We start from the raw sequence: 24,027 nt of genomic DNA, 5'->3' as shown, positions 1-24,027 counted from the left end.
GTTAATTCCTGATAATCAATAACTAAGCCGCGGCTACAGACCGTGGCGGATAAATTCGAGTTGGCATCACAACGATCAGCCCTGTTAACAACAGCGCTAAGCCTGAAACCAACATATAAAGATCAGCACTAGCCAGCACATATCCCTGACTAGAGGCAAGCTGGGTCAGTTCTTCAATAGACTCTGAGGTTGTGCGATATGCTGTCCCGTAGCCATCGGCAATTACGCCTGAATGAAAATCCCCCCGTTGGCGGCTTAACAGGGCAATAACACCACCTGCTGCTGTTGCTGCGAAGCCTTTGACTGCGTTAAACCACGCAGCAGCAAATGGGCCATCGGTCGGTAAAAGTCCCCCAGTTGCCATCATCAACAACGGAATAACGGCCATGGGTTGAGCAATTGCTTGTAGTAGCGAAATGGTTTTAAAATTATTTCCATGCCAATCAGGGGTCAGTTGTGATGCAAGCACACAAGCCGCTGCCATCAATAACAGGCTGATCGCCAATACCCAGCGACAGTCCACTTTTGGGGTATTACAAATGATCGCAACGATAGGCAGCGTAATTAGTTGGGGGAGTGATACCCACAGCATCATGTCTGAGGTCTGTTCGAGTCGATATCCTTGGATTGCGGATAAATAACCAGAGGTAATATTGACTAGTGAAACCATAATCAATAGAACCCCACCCAACGTAATTAATGAAAATGAAAGATTTCGTTTGCCAAGCAGCTGCAAATTAAAAAATGGCAATGGGTGATACCATTCATTAATGAGAAACAGCGCAAGTAGCCCTAATCCACCAATTAATAAGACATAAATGAGTGAGGAATTAAGCCAATCTAAACGCTCTCCTTGGGATATTCCTACAGTTAGCATGGCTAAAGCGCTTCCCCCAAGGATTAAACCACGCCAATTAAATTGTTTAAGGCGTTCTAAGCGAAGAGGGTCTTGTGGTAAGCCATAGCCAATGCAAATGGTTGCAATGGCCATTAAGGGTAAATTCCAATAAAAATAACCACTCCATCCCCAGTGAAATGCAAATGCGGCGGCGGTTGCACCAAAGGTGGCACTCCACGCGGAAACCCACCCATAAGCACCTAACCCTAACACCTTAATTAGCGGGGGCATAAAGCGCAGTACAACGGTCATTAACATCGGTGGTAAAGCACCACCCGCGAAGCCTTGTAAGCTGCGAATGGTTAACAACCATGTGTAGTGCTCCCCTAACCAAGGTGTAATTAATCCACCCAGTAGATAAATTGAGCACATCACTAAGGCTACACGGCGTAATGAAAAAGTAGGCCAAAAACAGGGTGTAAAACCCGAGCCAATAACAAAACCTGTGACATAGCAGGAGATTAACCAACTTCCTGTATCTATATTTAGAGCCATTGCGCCTTGGATGTCGCCAAGGGCGAATTTACTGGCGTTTTCTCCCACGCCACTCGCCATGACCGCTAAAAAAACACCAAATAGGCCCATCCATGTGCGGCCACTGATCTCGCCTGCACTGGCTATCCATTTGTTTTTTTGAGGTTGCGTAATAGACGCATCAACCATTTCAAACTCCTGCTGTTTCAATAATTGTTCTATCAATTTCAGCAGTAGTATCTAAATTTTACTTGATTGTTTAAAATGAAATGATGTAATTAATTTATTGCAAAAAACGCAATCCGTGGGCGGGGGAAATATGCCACAGAAAATAGATTTTAATTTAATTTATGCGCTGAATTTATTACTGGAGGAAGGCAGTGTGAGCGGTGCTGCTGAAAAAATGAATTTAAGTGCGCCTGCGATGAGCCGCATTTTAGGCCGTATCCGTGAACAATTTAATGATCCTATTCTCGTGCGGGCAGGGCGAAAATTGGTTCCGACACCCAGAGCGTTAGAGTTAAAACAACAATTGGCAGAAATTATAGCTCAAGCTCAAGCACTTATTGAACCTGATGAGTTGTTTCATCCCGAATCCCTTGAAAGAACATTTGTCATACGTGCGAATGATATTTTTATTGGGGCACTAGGTGGGGGGTTATTAGAAACATTACGTAAGTTGGCACCACGAAGTAGTTTAACCTTTATCGCAGAAAGTGATATAGATGATGACTCCTTGCGTAGTGGCAAAGTGGATTTGGTTATTGGCTCATCACGGGATTGGCACCCTGAAATTAAAGCCCAGAGCTTATTTACGAGCACGTTTCAAGCGCTAGTACGTCCTGGGCATCCAATTCTTGACAACGTAACACCTGAAACGTTAACGCATTATCCGCATATTAGTGTTTCACGAAGGGGACGGACTTTAGGGCCAATTGATGATGCATTGCGTGATTTGAAATTGCAACGCAAGGTGGCATTGACGTTACCCAGTTTTCATTCCGCTATGATGCTAACAATGAAGTCTGATTATATCTTGCCGTTACCGCGCCATGTATTACAAGGGGTGAAAAGCATCAATTTGCCACTTGTTGAGATAGAACTCCCTATTGAGCTGGAGTCTATATTTATTGTGCAAGCATGGCACCCTCGTCTGGATAGGGACCCTGCGCACCAATGGCTACGTCAAACGATTAAGCAATTTTTTCTAGAAAAAGAATAATGAGTTAGTCGATGTTAGATAGCAAAAAGCCCGCATTAAGCGGGCTTTTTAAATTTGGCTCCTCCAGCTGGACTTGAACCAGCGACATACGGATTAACAGTCCGCCGTTCTACCGACTGAACTATGGAGGAATTGCTTTGTTCCTGAGAACGAGGCGCATATTACCCATCCTGTTTCCCGTTGTAAAGCATAAAAATTAAAAAAATCGTCAAGTGGGTGTTAAATAGACAAACTGGCGATTATCTGTACCTAAATATCTGATTTTAACTAAATGAGGGGATAGACAGCCACAATGAGAGCGAGGAAAGAAAAAAATAGATTTATACGTTAAATAGAGAGGATGCAAGATAGCAAAAAGCCCGCATTAAGCGGGCTTTTTAAATTTGGCTCCTCCAGCTGGACTTGAACCAGCGACATACGGATTAACAGTCCGCCGTTCTACCGACTGAACTATGGAGGAATTGCTTTGTTCCTAAGAACGAGGCGAATATTAACGATATCACCTCGGACTGTCAACGATAAAAATTGAAAAAAAACTCAACTGCTCAATCACTACTCAATATGACTGAATTTCATGCTAGTCAATTGATATTGCATTAATTTTGTGCAGCCAATTTACCTTGTACTGGTGTAGAAACTTCGGGGTAAACCACATGATAAATATCGTAAAACGAGATCATGCCTTTTAATGCAATTAGACGGGTGATTTCTTGTTTAATTGTTTGACTGACTTCATTGGAATCAAGGACTTTACGAATTGCGTTTTCAGAAACAGGTTCAGTCACGAACCATTCACCATTATAACAAACACGTAAATCTAACACGCCGATGTCTTCGAAATGATAGACTGGCTTAATATCAAAAAGTAACACGCTAGCTAAAATAATAAATAACAGAGTAATACCCAACGTCCAGTATGGGCCAAAATACGGCGCATACCAAAGAATAACGGCTAGCGGAATATAAGCTGCAATCATACCTATACATAAGTAAGGGTGGTTTGCGAGGAACTGGCTATTGAAATACGGTTTGCCATCACGATTTTCACGTTTATTGATGGTATCTAAATCTTCGACAAGTATTTGTTTGATAATATCCATGTGATAACTCTCTGTCAGATATTGAATCTATACTCGCAGAGTATCACGAGGGCTCAAGATTGTTATATATCAGTTAAAAAAAATATTAATGCAGATTGTCATGAGATCAGATAATTCTGACTGACAATAAAAGGTTTTTTTGCCCTTGTAATTAAATTTTTCTTTAAGTTATCAACTAAATGCAGTGTTTTTGTTAACGTTATGGCGGATAAAAGTGACATAGTCGAAAAAACTGCATCTTTTTATGGATTGAATGTATAAAATAGTTGCTATTATCTTAAAGTCATGAGTTAATGTGCATCGGCCTGTTTAGCAGTCCTATTTGATGTATGATTACTGAGTTAGTGTGTTCTAAAGAAGAAAGTTATCACAGATAGCCTTTGACCGTGACGCTTCATCTTGGTGTTTCCCTGATTAAATAGTTGACTCTGGCCCGTATATGCCAAAAAGGCAAGTTTTTTTGATGTTATATAGGAAAAGTCAAATGTCCGACAAAATGAAAGGTCAAGTTAAGTGGTTCAACGAGTCTAAAGGCTTCGGTTTCATCACTCCAGCTGATGGTAGCAAAGACGTTTTCGTCCACTTCTCTGCCATTCAGGGCAATGGTTTCAAAACTCTGGCAGAAGGCCAGCAAGTTGAATTCACCATTGAAAACGGTGCAAAAGGCCCAGCAGCTGCTAACGTAACTGCTATCTAAGCTAATTGCTGAACTGATTTTCTAAAGCCCGTCATTTTTAATGACGGGCTTTTTCGTATGCGTTACATTTATGATTAATATTATTTTGTTGGAAAATAGATGTCATGAATATTAATGATCGTGTTTATGTGAAAACAGATGGGCAAGAGCGACGAGAAGGAACAATTTTACTTATCGAACCTTTTAATGAAGGTGTAATGTATTTAATTGCATTACCTGATTACCCAGAAGGTATTTGGTTTTTTAATGAAAAAGAAGGCAACGAAGGCACGTTTGTCACATTAATTGAATAATAGTTTTTTAATTAAATTCAAATTTATTAAAAATTTGTTCTTTACTTCGTAAATTAGCCCACCTATACTCCACCCATCAATTATTTAGGAGATTATTACTTGGACAGTCAGAGTTGGAATAAAAACTTAATTTAACGGCAAGCCAGTAATCGTCTTTTCTTTTCACTGCTTGCCACTAAGGCGGGCGGTGTCTGATGTATCCCATCATACATACACCCTTATATTGTACACAAAGTACTATTCTATATTTAATTAATAGCTTATTACTATTGTATTGAGTGTGTATCATGTTTGTATATTTTTATTCTCTATTTCCTCCAGGCAATAGCTAATTATTCTTGAATCTTTATTGATTCAAATTATGGCTATGTGCTTTTTATTAAGCATATAAAAGATTATCCAAATTATTTTTTGGAGGAATTATTATGCTTTTTACTCCTGATATTTTAAATCTTGTCTCGGCAATGTGCCTCGGTGCCTTAATTGGTGCTGAGCGCCAATGGCGTCAACGTATGGCGGGACTGAGAACCAACGCATTAGTTGCAACGGGTGCTGCTGTTTTTATTTTAAGTTCTGTCACGACATCACCTGATAGCCCTGGCCGTATTGCTGCACAAGTGGTTTCAGGGATCGGTTTTCTGGGCGCGGGTGTCATCATGCGTGAAGGCATGAATATTCGAGGCTTGAATACAGCGGCAACGTTATGGTGTTCTGCTGGGATTGGCGTGTTATGCGGGTTGGGGCAATATTCACTCGCATTGATGGCTACCTTATTGATTTTATGTGCAAATATTTTATTGCGAGAAGCGGCTTCTCGCATCAATAAGCAGCCTCAAGTTCAAGCCTTAGATGTTGAACAACGTTATAAAATCCGCGTTATGTGCCATCAAGAAGACGAGATTTTAGTTAGAACCCTTATTTTACAAGCTATTAATGGGTTACACATTCGACTGCAATCGTTAAGTAGTGCTGACACATTAAAAACAGAACAACTTGAGGTTTGTGCTGAATTTTTGGCAACACCCGCTGAGCAAAAAGAGATTGAAGCATTAGTTTGTAGAATCAGTCTTGAGCAAAGCGTAAGTGCTATCAATTGGAAAGTGGCATCAGAGCTTCCGGCTTGAATGCAAACAATTAACTCACTATAGGAGCCGAAATGGACGATCACCCTCCGTCATGGAGACGAAACTTGGAGCTATCCAACTGATATAATAGCCTTATTTTCAGTTGGATAGCGTAAAAATACACAAGTGTTGTATTAGAGACAACGTTATGACTGAAATAAGACACCAACGCAAAAGCGTTAAAGCGCCTGCACGGCAAAAATTTATTGTTGGCGAGCAAGCGAGTAAAAATATTGAGCAAGTGCTAAATGAGTATCAAACCAATTTATTAGGCCTAGCAGACAATGAAGCGATGGATCGCTTAGTGACTGAGGGTGAAAATGAGGTTGCTCATGAAAAAGCCCCTCCTGCTTGGAAGCAGCTGCTTTCATCATTTAAAAACCCATTTATTTTTGTTCTGATTGTGTTGGCGTTAGTCAGCTTTTTCACGGACTATCTGATCCCTGAGCGTCAAGGAGAAGAGACAGATTTAACGGGTGTTATCATTATTGTTACGATGGTTCTGCTAAGTGGTTTATTGCGTTTTTGGCAGGAATATCGGACGAATAAAGCCGCTGAAGCGCTCAAATCTTTGGTTAGAACGACCGCAACGGTGTTTCGTCGGGACAATAAAACAGGGCGTTCAATTCGTAAAGAAGTTCCAATTAAATGCCTAGTCCCTGGGGATATTGTTCTTTTATCCGCTGGAGATATGGTTCCCGCCGATTTAAAACTCGTTGAATCGAGAGACTTATTTATTAGCCAAGCGATTTTAACTGGTGAATCTATCCCTGTAGAGAAATATGACACATTAGGGGATGTTTCCGCCAAAAACCTTGATCCTGTATCGCCCACTGAAAATGAATTACTTGAAATATCAAATATTTGCTTAATGGGTACTAACGTCACCAGCGGAACGGCTCGCGGTATTGTGGTGGCAACGGGTGGGAAAACCTATTTAGGCTCGCTAGCAAAATCAATCGTTGGTAGTCGAGCACAAACCTCTTTTGACAAGGGGGTAAATAGTGTCAGCTGGCTATTGATCCGTTTTATGCTAGTTATGGTTCCAATTGTCTTATTGATTAATGGATTTACAAAAGGTGATTGGTTCGAAGCAACGCTGTTTTCTTTAGCTGTTGCTGTAGGGTTAACCCCTGAAATGCTTCCAATGATCGTCAGTTCAAACTTGGCGAAAGGGGCAATTGCAATGTCTAAGCACAAAGTGATTGTCAAAAGGTTGAATGCTATCCAAAACTTTGGCGCAATGGATGTTCTTTGCACAGATAAAACGGGAACGTTAACGCAAGATAGGATCATTTTAGAACATTACCTTGATAGTCATGGTGAGAAAAATAGTAAAATTCTGCAACTCGCGTGGCTGAATAGTTTTCATCAAAGTGGTGCTAAAAATATGATGGATCAGGCCATTATTCGCCGTGGAAGAGGGAATAGTGAGGTTGAACAATTAAAAGTATTCCAGAAAATTGATGAGTTGCCATTCGATTTTATCCGACGAAAATTATCGGTAACGGTAAGGACGCCAGAGGGAAATGCGTTACTTATCTGTAAAGGTGCTGCTGAAGAAATGCTCGCTGTTTGTCAAAGTTATCAACAAAATGGTGAATCTCAGGTTTTAGATGAGCAAGCGAGAGCAAGAGTCACAGAGTTAGTGAGTGATTACAACCGACAAGGATTTCGGGTACTGTTGCTAGCGACGCGAGCATTAAATGAACATGAAGCTAGCCTGCCATTATCTGCTCAAGCGGAGCAACAACTTGAGCTCCAAGGTATTTTAACTTTCTTGGATCCTGCTAAAGAAAGTGCGATTTCTGCAATCGCGGCGTTGCGTGAAAATGGTGTCACCGTCAAAGTATTGACTGGCGATAATGCCATCATTACGGAGAAAATCTGCCATGATGTTGGGCTAAATATCAGTGAAATCATGACGGGTTTGGAAGTTGAAGCGTTGTCTGATGAAGAGTTGAGCCAAAAAGTTGAGCAGGTTTCTGTCTTTTGTAAGCTGACGCCATTGCAAAAATCCCGAATTTTAAAAAGATTACAGGCAAATGGACATACTGTCGGCTTTTTAGGGGACGGAATTAATGATGCGCCAGCGCTTCGTGATGCTGATGTGGGAATTTCCGTTGATACGGGTACTGATATCGCAAAAGAATCAGCGGATATCATCTTACTGGAAAAAGATTTGATGGTATTAGAGCAGGGAGTGATTAAAGGACGGGAAACTTTTGGTAATATTATCAAATACCTGAATATGACAGCGAGCTCTAACTTCGGGAATGTGTTCTCTGTATTAATTGCTAGTGCATTTATTCCGTTCTTACCCATGTTAGCAATTCATTTGCTCGTACAAAATTTGCTGTACGATATTTCCCAACTGGCATTACCTTGGGACAAAATGGATAAAGAGTTCTTAAAACGCCCTCGTAAATGGGATGCGAAAAACATTGGTCGCTTTATGATTTGGATCGGGCCAACCTCTTCTATCTTCGATATCACCACGTTTGCTTTGATGTGGTATGTATTCCAAGCAAATAGTGTGGCTCATGAAGCATTGTTCCAATCAGGTTGGTTTGTTGAAGGGTTATTATCACAAACCTTGGTTGTTCATATGTTAAGAACACAAAAAATACCCTTTATTCAAAGCACGGCGGCACTACCTGTGATGTTAACAACGGGATTAATTATGGCATTAGGCTTATATATCCCGTTTTCATCATTTGGAACCATGATTGGGTTACAACCATTACCAATTGAGTATTTCCCTTGGTTAGCGTTAACATTAGTAAGTTACTGTATTGTCGCACAATTGATGAAACAATTTTATATCAAGCGCTTTGGTACATGGCTATAACATATTGATAAATTAATAAAAAGAAGAACCAAGGAAGGTTCTCCTTTTTGCATAAAAAAGAGCCACAAATGGGCCCTTTCTTGGAAAATTGCAGTACTCTGAAATAATCTAAGCGATTACAGACCTAAAGCCGTTTTCATTTGTTTCATTGCATCAATACCTTGTTGGCAAGCTTTATCTTGCTGATCTTTAGGTAATGCGGCAACTTGTTTTTTACCTTCTTCCAGTTGACCTTTCATCGCATCTAACTGAGCTTTTGCTTGTGGGTTTTCTGAAGCTTTAGCAATTAAGCTATCAACTTCAGCGAAGTAAGCATTACAAGTTTCAGTTGCACCAGCAACTTCACCTTTTTTCTCTTCTTCTGAACAAGCAGTGATTGTCAGTGCCAATAAACCCATACCACAAGCTAAAATTAACTTTTTCATAATCAACCTTATTAAAATTATTTATTTATATAGCAAATGAAGTATATAAGAGAAGTTTTTAATATCAAATGTAACTAATCCTAAAATAATATCTTAATTAGTAATTATAAAAATAACTATGTTAGTGAATAATATTGCAATATGAAGCATGGGTAGTTGGATTATATATTATTTATGGGGAACTCATTAAAAATCACAGTATTAACCGCTGTTTAAAAGGGTGTATTCATTATTAGTGTAATACTCCCTCGATTAAGATAAAACTAAAAGGGTAAGACTGGCATTAAGTTGAAATGGGTAATTTCTGTAAAGTTATTTCTCATTAGAAAATAAGCCCCTGAAAGTGTGATATAGAACGAAATAAAGTCAATTAAAACCCATATAACACTTTTAATGCTATTTATAACATTTTTGTATATAGGGTTGAGTGTTTAAAAATAGTTATAAAATGTAATGAAAAGTTTACGTAAATTGAATAACGCTAAACTATGAGATATTTTAAGCATTAATATCTGTACATTTAAGATGCAATAATAGATGAAAAAGGTGAGCAGCTTCACATATTTATCAATTAAATCTTTGAATAGCTATAATATTGATTTTTAAATCAAATTTTCTTTGTACGAAGATAGGATAATCAGGTAAAGTCTGAGCCTTTGGTCTGTCTAATGAATAATTGCCTTTATAAGGTTCGTTAACGCTATGTGTATAGAGTTAACAAAATTTAAGTTAATTAGGTTGACGCTAAATCAAATTCGTACCAAAATTGACTCACCTTGGAAATTCGCCAAAGAGCGATAGACGGGGTAAAATATTTTTCATAAAGGGCAATAATTTTTCTTACATTACATTCTTAGGAGGATCATTCTCCTAAAGAAAAAGTGAGAAAATAATATACGGGTTTACCCGTATTTAAATGCAACATAGCAGACATTCTATTAATGCTATGGGCATAACAAGTATGTAACTCGGTTTATCTTGTTACAATTTTATTTTTAGACTTACACACAGGGCTTTACCATTATGTCTGCTTCTATTGTAAAGAAACGGCCTCTGAGTCGTTACATCAAAGATTTTAAACACAGCCAAACTCATTGTGCACATTGCCACAAAACTCTTGATCGTATCTCTTTGGTTTTCAACGATGACATCTTAAATAAAGAAGCTATCGCTGATATGACCGAATTGGTTGATGAAGGAACTTGGGGAGAGCTGCAAGGTAAATTTACTGCACTTTGCCGTTTTTGTAGTGAGATTTACTGCAATAGCAATACTGATTATTTTGATATTATGTCATTTAAACAGTATTTATTCTTACAGACTGAGATGAGCCACAGTACCGTTCGTGAGTATGTTGTTCGCTTACGCCGCTTAGATGAGTTGTTATCTTCTTCTAATTTTTCAATGAAAGAATTTACTGCAAGTAAAGTTCAAGAACAATTAAGCGAAAAAATGACAGACTCAGCATTTAGTAATTACAATATTGCATTACGTAAATATGAACAATATTTATTCTGGGAATCAGAAAAAGTGCAGTAATAAGAATAGAGTAGATAACCTACTTTGTGGTTAATCAATATCTATTCATTAATGAATTGGTGTCCTATGGGCACCTTTTGCGTTTTTAGCGGTTCAAAATAAATATCAAATCTGAATAGAATACGAAGATTAATTATATGAAAATCATTGAAAAGAAAAATGAAGAGGCCTGACTTCAATTATTCATGAAATCAGGCCTTATTGTATTTAACCGATGGTCATCAAGCTTGCATTCCCTCCCGCTGCAGCGGTATTGACACTCAATGAACGTTCGTGAACAAGTCGTTCTATTAATAAGTTCGTATCGCCACGCTCAAAACCTTGAACAGAGATAATTGGCCCTTTACGTTCAGCGATAACTGCACAAACTTCTTTTAACTGATCGCTATCCCCATGGTAAATAACACCTTCAATTGTCTCTTTAGAACCCTGCCATTGCTTGGTGATTGAGATGGTTTTTCGGACTTTCTCAGGAAGCAGTTTAAATAGTTTTTGGTGAGTTTCGCTATCAGGCCAAAGGGATTGGCAACCTGCCGCTAGAACCGCTGCAAGTTGAATTAAGCAGTCATTTTCATTGTCACTAATACATAAAACCAGGCCACGAGGACGTAATGTATAGGTATTTTTTTCACCCGTAGGGCCAGGTAAAAGTCGAGTAGTCCCTGCTTGAGTATAACGCGTAAATTGTTCGAGAACGGATTGATCAACAGGTGCCTGCTGTTTTTCTACCCATACAGTAAAGGCATCGAAAGGTGCAAGTAATTCGGCCCGTGCACTAGCATCCATTGGTAAGTGTTCATCTTGACGTGCAAGCGTATTCGTCACCGCACTCTCTGGACGTTCACTTAATAAACGGTAGAGATATAACGGCCCGCCCGCTTTTGGTCCAGTACCTGATAACCCTTCGCCACCAAATGGTTGCACACCGACCACTGCGCCAACCATATTTCGGTTGACATATAAGTTGCCAACTTTAGCTTTGCTGACGACTTGGTTGATGGTTTCATCAATACGGGTATGAACACCTAAAGTTAAGCCGTAACCCGCTGCATTGATTTGATCAACGAGCATATCAAGTTCATCACGTTTGAAACGAACCACATGAAGAACAGGGCCAAAAATTTCTCTTTTCAGCTCGCTAATGTTTTCCAACTCAATTAATGTTGGCTTAACATAAGTGCCTTCGTGTTGCTCTTTTGTATCATCGGAATGATCAAATGCCGCTTGGAAAATAGGTTTTCCTTTGCTACGCATTTGTTGAATATGTTGATCAATATTATCTTTCGCCTCACGGTCAATCACTGGGCCGATATCGGTGGAAAGGTGTTCTGGGTTCCCCATGCGACATTCTTCCATAGCGCCTTTCAACATACGTATGGTTCTATCGGCAACATCTTCTTGAACACAAAGTATACGTAATGCGGAGCAGCGTTGGCCTGCACTATCAAATGCAGAAGCAACCACATCTGTGACGACTTGCTCTGTTAATGCGGAGGAGTCGACAATCATGGCGTTTAATCCACCAGTTTCTGCGATTAATGGGGTAGGGCGGCCTTGGGCATCTAAGCGACCAGCAATATTACGCTGTAATAACCCCGCGACTTCCGTTGAACCCGTAAACATGACGCCACGAACGCGTTTATCACCGACTAACTGGGCTCCGATAGTTTCTCCTTTACCAGGTAAAAATTGCAATACATCACGAGGAATACCCGCTTGGTGAAGAATTGAAACGGCGATGGCACCGACAAGTGGTGTTTGCTCTGCTGGCTTGGCTAGTACAGTATTGCCCGCAGCGAGTGCAGCAGCAATTTGCCCAGAGAAAATAGCAAGCGGGAAGTTCCAAGGGCTGATACATACCACAGGTCCTAATGGACGATGGGTATTATTATCAAAGTCATTTTTGACTTGTGTCGCATAATAATTCAAGAAATCTACCGCTTCACGGACTTCTGCGATGGCATTCGAATAGGTTTTGCCAGCTTCACGAACTAAGACATCGAGTAGCGGTTGCAACTGCTGTTCCATGAGATCGGCTGCGCGTAATAAAATAGCGGCACGTTCTGATGGTGGGGTTGCAAACCAAATTGTGCCTGCGTCATTGGCGATATTTAACGCATGATCGGCTTCTTGTTCTGTCGTTTCACGAACATGACCGACAATATCTTTATGGCACGCAGGGTTGAGGATTGCTTGAGCTTCTGGAAGCGTATCTTTTGTGGAGAACTCGCCACCCAATAAAGGCTCTGCTAGTTTAGGCTGGATAGCAGCGCTGAGTAGTGCGCTTGATAAAGAAGCTAAACGGTGCTCATTCGACAGGTCGAGGCCCATAGAGTTAACACGTTCATTCCCGTATAAATCACGTGGGAGAGCGATTTTAGGGTGGGGTAAACCGATTTGGCCTTCTGTTTTAGATAGCTCAAGTACATCTTTCACAGGATCTGCGACTAATTCATCTAACGGAATAGTTGCATCAGCAATGCGGTTAACAAATGAAGTATTTGCGCCATTTTCTAATAAGCGGCGAACTAAATAAGCTAATAACGTTTCATGGGTACCAACAGGGGCATAGATACGGCATGGGCGATTAAGTTTGCCATCTGCCACTTTCCCGACTACTTGCTCATACAGTGGTTCACCCATCCCATGCAAACATTGAAACTCATACTGGCCAGGGTAGTAATTTTTACCTGCAATTTGGTAGATAGCGGAGAGGGTATGTGCGTTATGCGTTGCGAATTGTGGGTAAATTAAATTTGGTACAGATAATAATTTGCGAGCACAAGCAATGTATGAAACATCGGTGTAAACCTTACGGGTATAGACTGGATAACCCTCTAAACCATCAATTTGTGCGCGTTTAATTTCGCTATCCCAATAAGCACCTTTAACTAGACGGATCATCAAACGACGTTGGCTGCGTTCTGCTAAATTGATAATGTAATCAATCACAAATGGACAGCGTTTTTGATAAGCTTGAATAACAAAGCCAATTCCATTCCAGCCTGCAAGTTGCGGCTCGAAACACAGTTTTTCGAGTAAATCTAATGAGATTTCTAAGCGATCAGCCTCTTCTGCATCAATATTAATCCCTACGTCATATTGATGTGCTTGTAATACAAGAGAAAGTAGGCGTGGGTATAGCTCATCCATAACGCGTGAATATTGTGCACGGCTATAGCGAGGGTGCAGGGCTGATAGTTTTATTGAAATACCTGGGCCTTCATAAATACCACGTCCATTTGACGCTTTACCGATAGCGTGGATCGCTTGTTGGTATGACACCATGTAATCTTGGGCGTCTTTTTCTGTTAACGCAGCTTCTCCTAACATATCATAGGAATAGCGAAAGCCTTTGTCTTCTAACTTACGTGCGTTCGCTAAGGCTTGGGAAATGGTTTCGCCTGTAACAAATTGCTCGCCCATCAAACGCATCGCCATGTCTACGCCTTTACGTACTAGTGGCTCGCCACTTTTACTGATAATGCGGTTTAATGAGGTCGACAGTTTAGCTTCGTTGTGAGTAGAAACTAGCTTACCTGTAAATAATAAGCCCCACGTTGCAGCATTCACAAACATTGAGCTGCTTTGCCCTAGGTGAGATTGCCAATTTCCGTTACTGATTTTGTCACGAATTAATGCATCGCGAGTGGCTTTATCAGGGATGCGCAATAAGGCTTCGGCTAAACACATTAATGCTACACCTTCTTGGGACGAAAGTGAAAACTCTTGCAACAACCCTTGTACTAACCCGGAACGACCTACACCATTTTTTTGATTGCGTAATTTTTCTGCAATGGAGTAAGCCAGTTTATGCGCTGCCTCTGCCTGCTCAGTTGGCAGTTGTGCTTGTTGCAATAACATTGGTACAGCTTGCGTTTCTGGGATGCGATATGCGGAAGTAATTGAAGAGCGTTTTACTGATTGTGGTAAAATATGCTCTGCAAAATCTAAAAATGGCTGATAATTAGATTCTACTGTGGTGTCTTCTTCTCCTGTCTGATTTTCTTTTGCATCGATACCGGCGGATAACTCAGGAATGATTTGGTTATTGTCGAGTTGTTCTAGGTAATTATAAATAGCTTGCTTGATAAGCCAGTGTGATGTGCGATCCAGTCGTTGAGCGGCATTTTTAATGCGTTCACGAGTTGCTTCATCAAGTCTCACACCCATAGTTGTCGTGCTACTCATCTTAATTCCTCTAGTTGACAGGTCGTCATAATCGAAAAGTTACACAACATTATCTTAATGTTGCAACTTTGTGCAACATTGTTAAGTAAAGTTTCTGAGGGAAATGTGAAACATGTCGGGTTTTTTGGTGATTAATCATATTAATGAAAGTTATGGTTATTTATTATATATATTTTTCATATGGTTATAGCCATGCCGTTATTAAGGGAATAATTAATCAATTATTTTGAAATTTGGCTTAAAATTTTAACATTTGTGATATGGATTCTATTTATGGAATAAAAAATAGTTAATTTCTTGTTAATTTAATATGAGTCTGACTAGGATGGAGTCACTAAGATATTAAGTTAGTGCAACACAAACAATCACAACCTATTTGGTGTTCACGAAGATAAATTAAAGATGTGCAATAAAGTGCAACACCATGAAGTTACAAGTTATCAACGGCAATTCATATAAAGATAACTACACTACTAAGCTACTCAATGGAGAATATAGATGACTGTAAGCACTCCGATGATTGTCACGTTCATCGTATATATTACTGGCATGTTATTAATTGGCTATTTAGCCTATCGCTCAACAAAAAACTTTGATGATTATATTCTCGGAGGACGAAGTTTAGGCAGTGTGGTGACCGCATTATCAGCGGGTGCATCAGACATGAGCGGTTGGTTATTGATGGGGTTACCTGGCGCGATTTTTATCGCAGGTATTTCTGAAAGTTGGATTGCAATCGGGTTAACACTAGGGGCTTATTTTAACTGGTTATTCGTAGCAGGCCGCCTACGTTTGCAAACAGAAAAAAATAATAATGCCTTGACACTACCTGATTATTTTACCAGCCGTTTTGAGGACAATAGTAAAATCTTACGGATTATTTCTGCCATTGTTATCTTAGTTTTCTTCACCATTTATTGTGCATCAGGTGTTGTTGCAGGTGGATTATTGTTCGAAAGTACATTCCATATTAGCTACGAAAAAGCGATGTGGTTAGGGGCATTAGCCACTATTGCTTATACATTCTTAGGCGGCTTTTTAGCTGTGAGCTGGACAGATACAGTCCAAGCTTCGTTAATGATTTTTGCCCTGATCCTTACACCAGTTGTCGTTATTTTATCTATGGGTGGCATAGATACCTCTATCGAAGTGATAAAAGCGAAAAATCCTGAATACCTTGATATGTTCAAGGGAATGAATTTTATTGCAATTCTGTCTTTACTTGGCTGGGGTTTAGGCTATTTTGGGCAACCTCATATTTTAGCACGCTTTATGGCGGCAGATTCACACCAAACAATCCACTCCGCAAGGCGTATTAGCATGACGTGGATGGTGTTATGTTTAGGCGGTACTATTGCCGTTGGCTTCTTTGGTATCGGTTATTTCGAAATGAACCCGAGTGTTGCAGGGGCTGTAACGCAGAATAATGAACGTATTTTCATGGAATTAGCAGCAATATTATTTAATCCATGGGTAGCGGGAGTGTTACTTTCTGCAATTTTAGCCGCGGTAATGAGTACCTTAAGTTGCCAATTATTAGTGTGCGCAAGTGCATTGACCGAAGATCTCTACAAGCCATTTATTCGTAAAACAGCGAGCCAAAAAGAGTTAGTGTGGGTCGGGCGTTTTATGGTGCTGCTAGTTGCGGCTATTGCTATCTATATTGCCCGTGATCCAAATAACAAAGTATTAGGGTTAGTGAGCAATGCATGGGCGGGGTTTGGTGCTGCGTTTGGTCCCGTTGTTTTGATGTCTGTGCTTTGGAAGCGTATGACACGCACAGGTGCTCTGGCGGGTATGTTGGTGGGCGCTATAACTGTATTAGTTTGGATGCAATACAAATGGTTTGCATTGTATGAAATTATTCCTGGTTTTATCTTTGCTACCATCGCGATTGTAGTGGTGAGTTTAATCACTAAAGCGCCAAGTGCAGAAGCACAAGAACGCTTCGAACAAGCGGAAGCGGAATATAAAGCAAAGTAATAGTTGTTATCTTGTGATTAGATGAACGATTAAGAAGGCCGAACTGTTAAATATGTTCGGCCTTTTTTATTGGTGGATAGCGAAATGGTGTTTAATGTGTTTTGCGACGTTTCACAATTTGGTAGCCAATAAGCAGCACAATAAACCAGATAGGTGTCGCGATTAAGGCTTGCCTTGTATCGTGTTGGAATGCGAGTAAGACAATCATAAAAGCAAAAAATGCTAAGCTAACCCAAGACATAATAATCCCCGCAGGCATTTTATAATGGGAGGCTTTATGCATTTCTGGCCGCTTACGACGAAAGTTGAGGTAACTATATAAAATCATGCTCCAAATAAACATGAATAAGATAGCGGATACTGTAGTCACTAAGGTGAACGCATGCATGATATCAGGAATAAAATAGATAAGCACAATACCAAAACTGAGGCATATACAGGTGAAAATTAACCCTGTTGCAGGCACGGCTTTTTTCGATAACTGGCTAAATTTCTTCGGTGCATCACCTTCTTTAGACAAACCAAATAACATACGGCTGGTGGAAAATACTCCACTGTTTGCGGATGAAGCGGCTGACGTTAGCACCACAAAGTTAACGATGCTGGCCGCCGCAGGAAGACTGATTAACACAAACATTTCAACAAATGGGCTTTTATCCGCCAAAATTGTCCGCCAAGGTGTTACGGCCATAATCACAATAAGTGATAAAACATAGAAGGCAATGATACGAATTGGGATTGCATTGATGGCTTTTGGTAGCGATTTTTCAGGATCGCGCGTTTCAGCGGCCGCGGTACCGACTAATTCAATCCCAACAAATGCAAATATCGCAATTTGGAAGCCTGCAAAGAAACCACTTATTCCCATAGGGAACATTCCACCATCATTCCAAATGTTACTCAATGATGCAGTATGGCCTGTAGGCGATTGGAAATTCATCGCGATAAGCGTTCCGCCTACTGCAATTAAGGCAATAATGGCGACAATTTTTATCATCGCAAACCAAAACTCAAGCTCACCAAAAAGCTTAACGGACACTAAATTTAGTGTGAGTAAGGTGATGACACAAATAAATGAAGTCACCCATTCAGGAAAATCGGGTACCCAAAAACTGACATAGGAGGTAATGGCAATAATATCTGCGATGCCAGTGATCACCCAACAAAACCAATATGTCCAGCCGACGAAAAAACCTGCCCATGGCCCGATCAGGTCAGCAGAAAAGTCGCTGAAGGATTTATAGTTAAGGTTAGAGAGTAGAAGTTCACCCATTGCTCGCATAACAAAAAATAACACGAAGCCAATTATCATATATACGAATATAATGGATGGCCCTGCAAGAGAGATGGTTTTCCCTGACCCCATGAATAGACCCGTTCCAATTGCGCCGCCAATTGCAATAAGTTGAATATGGCGGTTACTAAGGCTTCGTTTTAACTGATTACGATCAGCGGAGTGCTGAGCTGGGTTTGAAGTTGTATTTTCTTCCATACTGTAAAGTGTCCGTAGTAGTTTGTTATAATTGACCACAGTATTTTTTTATTTGTGTGGTTATGTTTGCGTGAAATATTGTGACATAAATCTCAATTAGAGTAAGGAAAACTTACTTTGTTGAAATCGAAGTGCTGCTTATTCAATCTATCATTATCGTTAATTTAACATTCAATACTAAAAATTAACTTACACAATAAAAATAGCAGAATAATATTGACTGTAGCAATTGATAGGCGTTAAATATTTTGCACCGGGTTGTTAGCTCAGTTGGCAGAGTAGGCGACTCTTAATCGCTCGGTCTGGGGTTCGAACCCCCAACAACCCACCAGAATTAAGCTGTATTATCAGTATAATAAGCCACTTTTAAACAGTGGCTTATTGCTTTTTATGGTGCAAAAAAGCCTATTTATTATTCCCTTCGAAACAATTTCCATTTTTTACTCAAATTCATCTTGGATAAGCTTTGAGCCAGTCTGATTTACCTGACTCTAAGTTGAATAATCAAAACACAAAGAGAGCCTTGATTATATGCAATGTATATCAAAGTGCTATTTGTTAAATAAATGTGTAACTAACAAATTAAAAGAAAATTGATTGAACAGTATTTTTCTGAAATGAATAAATATCGATAAAATGCAATGATCAAAAAAAATAAATAGGCTGTTAAAACAGCCAATAAGGTAATAAAAAAGATAAGCTAGTAAAATAACCCGCCTAATCAAAAATAACTAGATTAATAATCTGTTGCAATACAGGGAAGTAATGCTATTCCTGTTGCGACCTTTTTTTCACGGTTACTTTAGCTTCGTAACCTAATAGGTATAAAGCCTGTTCTAGCATCTCAATTTTTGACGCGTAGTGAACATCGAGTAAGCGTTCTATTTGTTGCGCATTAATATTCATTTTTCTAGCTAAATCAACACGTAAAGTTTTAGTGTCTAACATTGCATTATGTAGCGCGACTTTGAGGCAGACTAAAATAGGCAAATACACTGGGAATGCATTTTCTGTATGTCCTTGTGGTAGTGGAATTGCTTTTCTTGACGTTATTAATTCAGATAATGTTGCCAGTAAAACCTCTTCGGCTTCCAATTCAACATCATCTTTGCAAAAAGTGACACCTTGAATACCTGGAAAATCATAAAAATTGATTTCAAATGCACCTTCTTCTTCAACAAATTCAACATTGGCAAAATAAGTAAACATACCTTTCCTTTTATAGTTGGTATTAAAAGCCGTTAGTATAAAGTAAATCTAAGAGAGCTTCAGTCAAACCTGTATGCAGAATAAGCGAGATTATAGGTGAGTAAGATGGCTTATTGAGCTCGATGATATCAAGATGTTCATTTTGTGATCTTGTAGGCGCAAATGTACCTATAACAACATAGTTTTATTTAGAAACTATTTGGAAATAAAGAAACTAAATGTGAACAAAGTCGCAATTCTTATAATCTTTTTACTCCAGTAGACATACTTCATTTTGTTGAATTTGTACTCGAAAAGCTAACTGAATTATTTTAACTAAAATCAACTCATTTCAGTTAGATGTGTTCATCGACTAAGCAAATTTACTTAAGTTAAATTAGCGTTAAGCTGGATTTGTTAAAATAAAAGTATATAGTAATTAATGGTTATAATAACATTATGTTATTATGTTATTAACGTGCCAATGTAAAACCCTAAACAAATTAAGTAAAAATACAAATTAAAATACAAGATGTCAGCACTGTTTTATTCTTATTTTGAATGAGATAAAGCGAATAGGAAAATTGATAAGAAACAGAATGTTCTCAATTGAAACTTTGATTTTTCGTGATGCGTTCTTGGGTTTGGTTACCTGTAGGTTGATCATTTTATTAAAAAAATTAATTTTTTAGTTATTTTAATAAAAAAAACAAAAATAAATTAATTGAAAGTGTTTAGTTAAAAAAATAATAACAAGAAAATTACTAAAAATATAAATCGGCCAATAATACATAACACATATATTTAAGCTAAATATTTGTTTCATTACTGACAGACTTTATAAAGTTTATTAATTTTATTAATATTATCATCTGGGCATATTATAACCATAGTTTAACGATTCTAATGGAACATATATATATGGAGATAATATGTATGACAAAATAATATCTTTTTTCTCTTTGAACTGGATTGAATAATTTTGAATAATGCCTATTGCTTTCATTAAACTTATTGAAAATTAATGATTAAGTTTTATTCCCAAATAGCCGATAATGAGAAATATCCATATTAGATTTTTGAGTTTCTCAATACCAAAGATTGATTTGGATCAATATTTTGATTTTGATGTTGTGATTGGTTTTTTTTGCTTTCAAATCACATGTAGAGAGTGAAGCTATTGATTAAAATCCTGTCATTTGGCTTAGGGTGATCTAAAATGTTGCGGATATTTTAGATAGGGAAAGACAAGATAAAGAAATAATAAAGATTATTTAATGAATCAATGGATAATTATCCCAATGAGATAAAAAGAAACATAAGTACCTTGAATAGTTAATTTAGTGGTGCATAATAATTGACGACTAATAATGACATCGGCAAATTCTGACTTTTACTGAAAGTGCTAAATTTTTAGTCACTCTTTATTGTTTGTAGGTATTCAGGAAATGTATTTAATTTAAGTTTGAAGATTTGTGTTTTTATACTCCAAACTGGGTATTGATTAACGGAAAACATGGGAAGTAATGGAATACATTTATCCAGTTTAATTAATTTTACTAATAACCAATTTTAGGCACACAAAACTTTCAAATTCATATTTGTTCTTTTTGCACACAGATGTTGATAAATATTCGGAAAGGAAAAAAAATGAGCTCGACGACAGATTTTCTGAAGCATATATACGATATTAACCTCTCATATTTGCTATTAGCCCAAAAACTCATCTCCCAAGAGAAAGCTTCTGCGATGTTCCGCTTAGGTATCTCTGATGCAATGGCAACTACTTTAGCAGACCTTACGCTTCCTCAATTGGTCAAATTGGCAGAAACAAACCAGCTAATCTGTCAGTTTAGATTTGAGAATAGCGACACAATTGAAAAGTTGACCCGCGACTCAAGGGTTGATGAATTACAACAAATTCATACAGGTATCCTCCTTTCGACCCGATTATTGCAAACGCATAATGAAGGCGACACTGATATAGCGAGAAAAAGATGAGTACCGCAGCTGAAAAAAGTATTGTCCAAGAAGCGAACGATATTCGCTTAGCCATGGAATTAATCTCTTTAGGCGCTCGCCTTCAAATGTTAGAAAGTGAAACCCAAATTAGCCGCGGCCGTTTAGTTCGATTATACAAAGAACTTCGAGGCTGCCCGCCACCAAAAGGTATGCTACCGTTCTCAACAGATTGGTTTATGACATGGGAGCAGAATATTCATTCATCCATGTTTTATAACGCCTATCAATTTTTACTGCAAAGTGGACATTGCCAAGGCGTTGATGCCATCTTAAAAGCTTACCGTTTGTATCTTGAACAATGTATTCCAGAGCCAGGTGATGAGCCATTATTAGCACTAACACGAGCTTGGACCCTCGTCCGTTTTGTTGAAAGTGGCATGCTACAAAGCTCAAAATGCAGCTGCTGCCATGGTTCGTTTATCACTTATGCGCACATCCCAGAAAATAGTTTTACTTGTAGTTTGTGTCAGCCGCCATCACGAGCAATAAAAAAACGTAAACTTTCCGAGCATCTCGCCGATATTACGCTATATCGACAGGATGGCATTACGAAAGCGGTAATGTAATTGGATTGATTTGGTCAACAGGCAAGTTTTTGCCTGTTACTCCTAATATTCCCTTTGACTGCCATCTGTTAACCAACGGAGTGAAAGGGAATATTGTGTTAATACTCATCGGGTATATCATTGTTACAATAGCGGTTATTGGCGGTTATCTCATGGTTGGTGGCCATTTAGGCGCGCTATATCAACCCGCTGAATTTGTTATTATATTAGGTGCTGGTTTAGGTGCATTTGTCGTGGGTAACAGTGGCAAATCCATTATCGCCCTATGTAAAGTATTACCGAAACTATTCCGCCGTTCTTCCTACAATAAAACGATGTCAATGGACTTGATGGCATTGTTATTTCAATTGCTCAATAAATCTCGCCAACAAGGGTTACTTGCCTTAGAAAAAGATATTGAAAATCCTCAAGAAAGCGAAATTTTTTCTCAATATCCTCGCATCCTCAAAGATGCATCCACCATGATGTTTATTGTGGATTATTTGCGTTTGATGGTAAGCAGTAACTTACAAAGTCATGAAATTGAAGCCTTAATGGATGAAGAACTCGAAACATTCCGCCAAGAAAATGAAGTTCCTGCATCTGGCCTAAATATGGTCGGTGACTCCATGCCTGCTTTTGGTATTGTGGCGGCGGTATTAGGTGTCGTGAATGCGTTGGGATCTGCTGATAGGCCAGCAGGTGAACTTGGCGCATTGATTGCCCATGCGATGGTTGGAACATTCTTAGGTATTTTAGTCGCTTACGGATTTATTTTACCCTTGGCAGCACTGATTAGATTACGCAGCAGCGAACAGCTCAAAATGATGGAATGTATCAAAGTGACATTCTTATCTGCATTACAAGGGTATGCGCCGCAAATTGCCGTAGAGTTTGGTCGTAAAGTGTTATTTAGTGCTGATAGGCCGTCATTCGTTGAACTTGAAGATAGAGTTCGCGAAGTAAAAGTGGGTGCTCGCTCACAAGAAACCACCGAGGAGTAACACTAGGATGGCAGCCAATACCCCTCATGTAATTCGAGTCAAAAAACGCAATTCTCATCATCAAGGTGGCCACGGTGGTTCGTGGAAAATCGCTTATGCCGATTTTATGACGGCGATGATGGCATTCTTTTTGGTGATGTGGCTGATTTCGATTTCAAGTCCTCAAGAACTCACGCAAATTGCAGAATATTTTCGAACTCCGCTTAGTACTGCAATTAACCCTGGTACCAAAAGTGGAGATGCGACCAACCCTATTCCGGGAGGCGGCAAAGACCCCATTTTTCGTGAGGGCGATGTGATGCCTGAACCGAATAATATTATTGACGGTAATGCCAGTTATCGGTTTGAAAAGCTTAAGGAAGCCCTTGAGCAGGCTATTTTAAAAGACCCACGTCTAAATGAGTTAAAACCGCATTTACTGATCGACATGATTAATGACGGTCTGCGCATTCAAATTGTCGATAGTGAAAACCGCCCGATGTTTCAAGTAGGTTCTGCGATAGTGGAACCTTACATGCGCGATATTTTACGCGCCATTGCCCCTTTGCTAAATGATGTACCTAACCGAATCAGCATTTCAGGCCATACCGATGATTTATCTTATGCCAACGGGGCGAATTACAGCAACTGGGAACTTTCATCAGACAGAGCAAATGCTTCGCGACGTGAGTTAATCCGTGGGGGAATGGATGAGAGCAAGGTTTTACGAGTGGTTGGTATGGCATCAGCGATTCATTTAGATAAAAACAACGGTCTTGCACCAATTAACCGACGGATCAGCATCATTGTTCTCAATGATGAGGAAACGAAACAAATTTTACGTGAATACGACGGAGCAAAACCGATTTCTGACGTATTGGGTAAACCAGCTACGAAGATAGCTACTGAGACTGTGGTGACGGCGAAAACACAGAAAAAAGCCGATGAATAGACTGTGTTTGTGAAGAGATACATTGTGATTTTTTATTGCCTGCCGGAT

17 protein-coding genes and 3 tRNA genes are annotated in these 24,027 nt (G+C 39.2%); 12 read left to right on the top strand and 8 right to left on the bottom strand.

Annotated features, from left to right (window positions below; genetic code table 11):
• Positions 1-22: 22 nt before the first annotated feature.
• Positions 23-1,561 (bottom strand): MFS transporter, encoded by a 1,539-nt coding sequence (locus ACE2AL_RS13575; protein ID WP_375083593.1) that lies wholly within the window; start codon positions 1,559-1,561, stop codon positions 23-25.
• A 130-nt stretch (positions 1,562-1,691) separates the two neighbouring features.
• Here ACE2AL_RS13575 and ACE2AL_RS13570 point away from each other — a divergent pair, with 130 nt between their 5' ends.
• Complete coding sequence (locus ACE2AL_RS13570; protein ID WP_272538693.1) at positions 1,692-2,594, top strand: LysR family transcriptional regulator; 903 nt, start codon at positions 1,692-1,694, stop codon at positions 2,592-2,594.
• 55 nt (positions 2,595-2,649) lie between these two features.
• Here the strand turns inward: ACE2AL_RS13570 and ACE2AL_RS13565 are convergent.
• The 3 genes from ACE2AL_RS13565 to ACE2AL_RS13555 all read right to left on the bottom strand — a co-directional run bounded on the left by ACE2AL_RS13565 (position 2,650) and on the right by ACE2AL_RS13555 (position 3,694).
• Positions 2,650-2,725, bottom strand: a tRNA-Asn gene (locus ACE2AL_RS13565).
• Between the two features lie 253 nt (positions 2,726-2,978).
• A tRNA-Asn gene (locus ACE2AL_RS13560) sits at positions 2,979-3,054 on the bottom strand.
• A gap of 136 nt (positions 3,055-3,190) precedes the next feature.
• Complete coding sequence (locus ACE2AL_RS13555; RefSeq protein ID WP_206086735.1) at positions 3,191-3,694, bottom strand: YlaC family protein; 504 nt, start codon at positions 3,692-3,694, stop codon at positions 3,191-3,193.
• Between the two features lie 484 nt (positions 3,695-4,178).
• Here ACE2AL_RS13555 and cspE point away from each other — a divergent pair, with 484 nt between their 5' ends.
• From cspE to mgtA, 4 genes are all read left to right on the top strand, one after another.
• A complete protein-coding gene (cspE, locus tag ACE2AL_RS13550) occupies positions 4,179-4,391 on the top strand; it encodes a transcription antiterminator/RNA stability regulator CspE (RefSeq protein ID WP_004909801.1) in 213 nt (70 codons plus the stop codon).
• Between the two features lie 104 nt (positions 4,392-4,495).
• A complete protein-coding gene (gene dsrB / locus ACE2AL_RS13545) occupies positions 4,496-4,684 on the top strand; it encodes a protein DsrB (protein ID WP_206086736.1) in 189 nt (62 codons plus the stop codon).
• A gap of 425 nt (positions 4,685-5,109) precedes the next feature.
• Entirely contained in the window at positions 5,110-5,808 is a 699-nt protein-coding gene (locus tag ACE2AL_RS13540; RefSeq protein ID WP_219249123.1) for an MgtC family protein, read from the top strand.
• A gap of 148 nt (positions 5,809-5,956) precedes the next feature.
• Positions 5,957-8,659: a magnesium-translocating P-type ATPase gene (gene mgtA, locus ACE2AL_RS13535; RefSeq protein ID WP_375083592.1), complete on the top strand. Its 2,703-nt coding sequence runs from the start codon at positions 5,957-5,959 to the stop codon at positions 8,657-8,659.
• A 116-nt stretch (positions 8,660-8,775) separates the two neighbouring features.
• Here the strand turns inward: mgtA and ACE2AL_RS13530 are convergent, their stop codons facing one another.
• On the bottom strand, positions 8,776-9,084 hold the full coding sequence (locus tag ACE2AL_RS13530; RefSeq protein ID WP_102139566.1) for a DUF5339 domain-containing protein: 309 nt from the start codon (positions 9,082-9,084) through the stop codon (positions 8,776-8,778).
• Between the two features lie 1,023 nt (positions 9,085-10,107).
• Between ACE2AL_RS13530 and fliZ the strand changes: the two genes are divergently transcribed.
• Positions 10,108-10,623, top strand: coding sequence for a flagella biosynthesis regulatory protein FliZ (gene fliZ / locus ACE2AL_RS13525; protein ID WP_206086740.1), 516 nt, complete (start codon positions 10,108-10,110; stop codon positions 10,621-10,623).
• A gap of 207 nt (positions 10,624-10,830) precedes the next feature.
• On the opposite strand, the gene putA is transcribed toward fliZ, so the two are convergent.
• Complete coding sequence (putA, locus tag ACE2AL_RS13520; RefSeq protein WP_375083591.1) at positions 10,831-14,814, bottom strand: trifunctional transcriptional regulator/proline dehydrogenase/L-glutamate gamma-semialdehyde dehydrogenase; 3,984 nt, start codon at positions 14,812-14,814, stop codon at positions 10,831-10,833.
• A 498-nt stretch (positions 14,815-15,312) separates the two neighbouring features.
• On the opposite strand from putA, the gene putP reads away from it, so the two are divergent.
• Complete coding sequence (gene putP / locus ACE2AL_RS13515; RefSeq protein ID WP_272538691.1) at positions 15,313-16,797, top strand: sodium/proline symporter PutP; 1,485 nt, start codon at positions 15,313-15,315, stop codon at positions 16,795-16,797.
• Positions 16,798-16,888: 91 nt separating this feature from the next.
• On the opposite strand, the gene cycA is transcribed toward putP, so the two are convergent.
• Positions 16,889-18,289: a D-serine/D-alanine/glycine transporter gene (cycA, locus tag ACE2AL_RS13510; protein WP_206086742.1), complete on the bottom strand. Its 1,401-nt coding sequence runs from the start codon at positions 18,287-18,289 to the stop codon at positions 16,889-16,891.
• A 255-nt stretch (positions 18,290-18,544) separates the two neighbouring features.
• Here cycA and ACE2AL_RS13505 point away from each other — a divergent pair.
• Positions 18,545-18,620: transfer RNA gene (locus ACE2AL_RS13505), tRNA-Lys, on the top strand.
• Positions 18,621-19,057: 437 nt separating this feature from the next.
• Here ACE2AL_RS13505 and ACE2AL_RS13500 read toward each other — a convergent pair.
• Positions 19,058-19,498 (bottom strand): hypothetical protein, encoded by a 441-nt coding sequence (locus ACE2AL_RS13500; RefSeq protein WP_206083828.1) that lies wholly within the window; start codon positions 19,496-19,498, stop codon positions 19,058-19,060.
• 1,629 nt (positions 19,499-21,127) lie between these two features.
• Here ACE2AL_RS13500 and flhD point away from each other — a divergent pair.
• The 4 genes from flhD (at position 21,128) to motB (ending at position 23,979) form a co-directional block, all read left to right on the top strand.
• Positions 21,128-21,478, top strand: coding sequence for a flagellar transcriptional regulator FlhD (gene flhD, locus ACE2AL_RS13495; protein WP_206083829.1), 351 nt, complete (start codon positions 21,128-21,130; stop codon positions 21,476-21,478).
• On the top strand, positions 21,475-22,065 hold the full coding sequence (gene flhC, locus ACE2AL_RS13490) for a flagellar transcriptional regulator FlhC (RefSeq protein WP_206083830.1): 591 nt from the start codon (positions 21,475-21,477) through the stop codon (positions 22,063-22,065). The genes flhD and flhC overlap by 4 nt, the downstream gene beginning before the upstream one ends.
• A 95-nt stretch (positions 22,066-22,160) precedes the next feature.
• Positions 22,161-23,048 (top strand): flagellar motor stator protein MotA, encoded by an 888-nt coding sequence (gene motA / locus ACE2AL_RS13485; protein WP_206083831.1) that lies wholly within the window; start codon positions 22,161-22,163, stop codon positions 23,046-23,048.
• A 7-nt stretch (positions 23,049-23,055) separates the two neighbouring features.
• A complete protein-coding gene (motB, locus tag ACE2AL_RS13480; RefSeq protein ID WP_241016823.1) occupies positions 23,056-23,979 on the top strand; it encodes a flagellar motor protein MotB in 924 nt (307 codons plus the stop codon).
• The last annotated feature ends 48 nt before the right edge of the window (positions 23,980-24,027 follow it).

It is taken from the genome of Providencia xihuensis, from assembly GCF_041953405.1.
In the GTDB taxonomy this organism is placed as follows: Bacteria; Pseudomonadota; Gammaproteobacteria; order Enterobacterales; family Enterobacteriaceae; genus Providencia; species Providencia vermicola.
The sequence above is the reverse complement of the archived record's forward strand: the minus strand, read 5'-3'. Positions and strand labels throughout refer to the sequence as shown.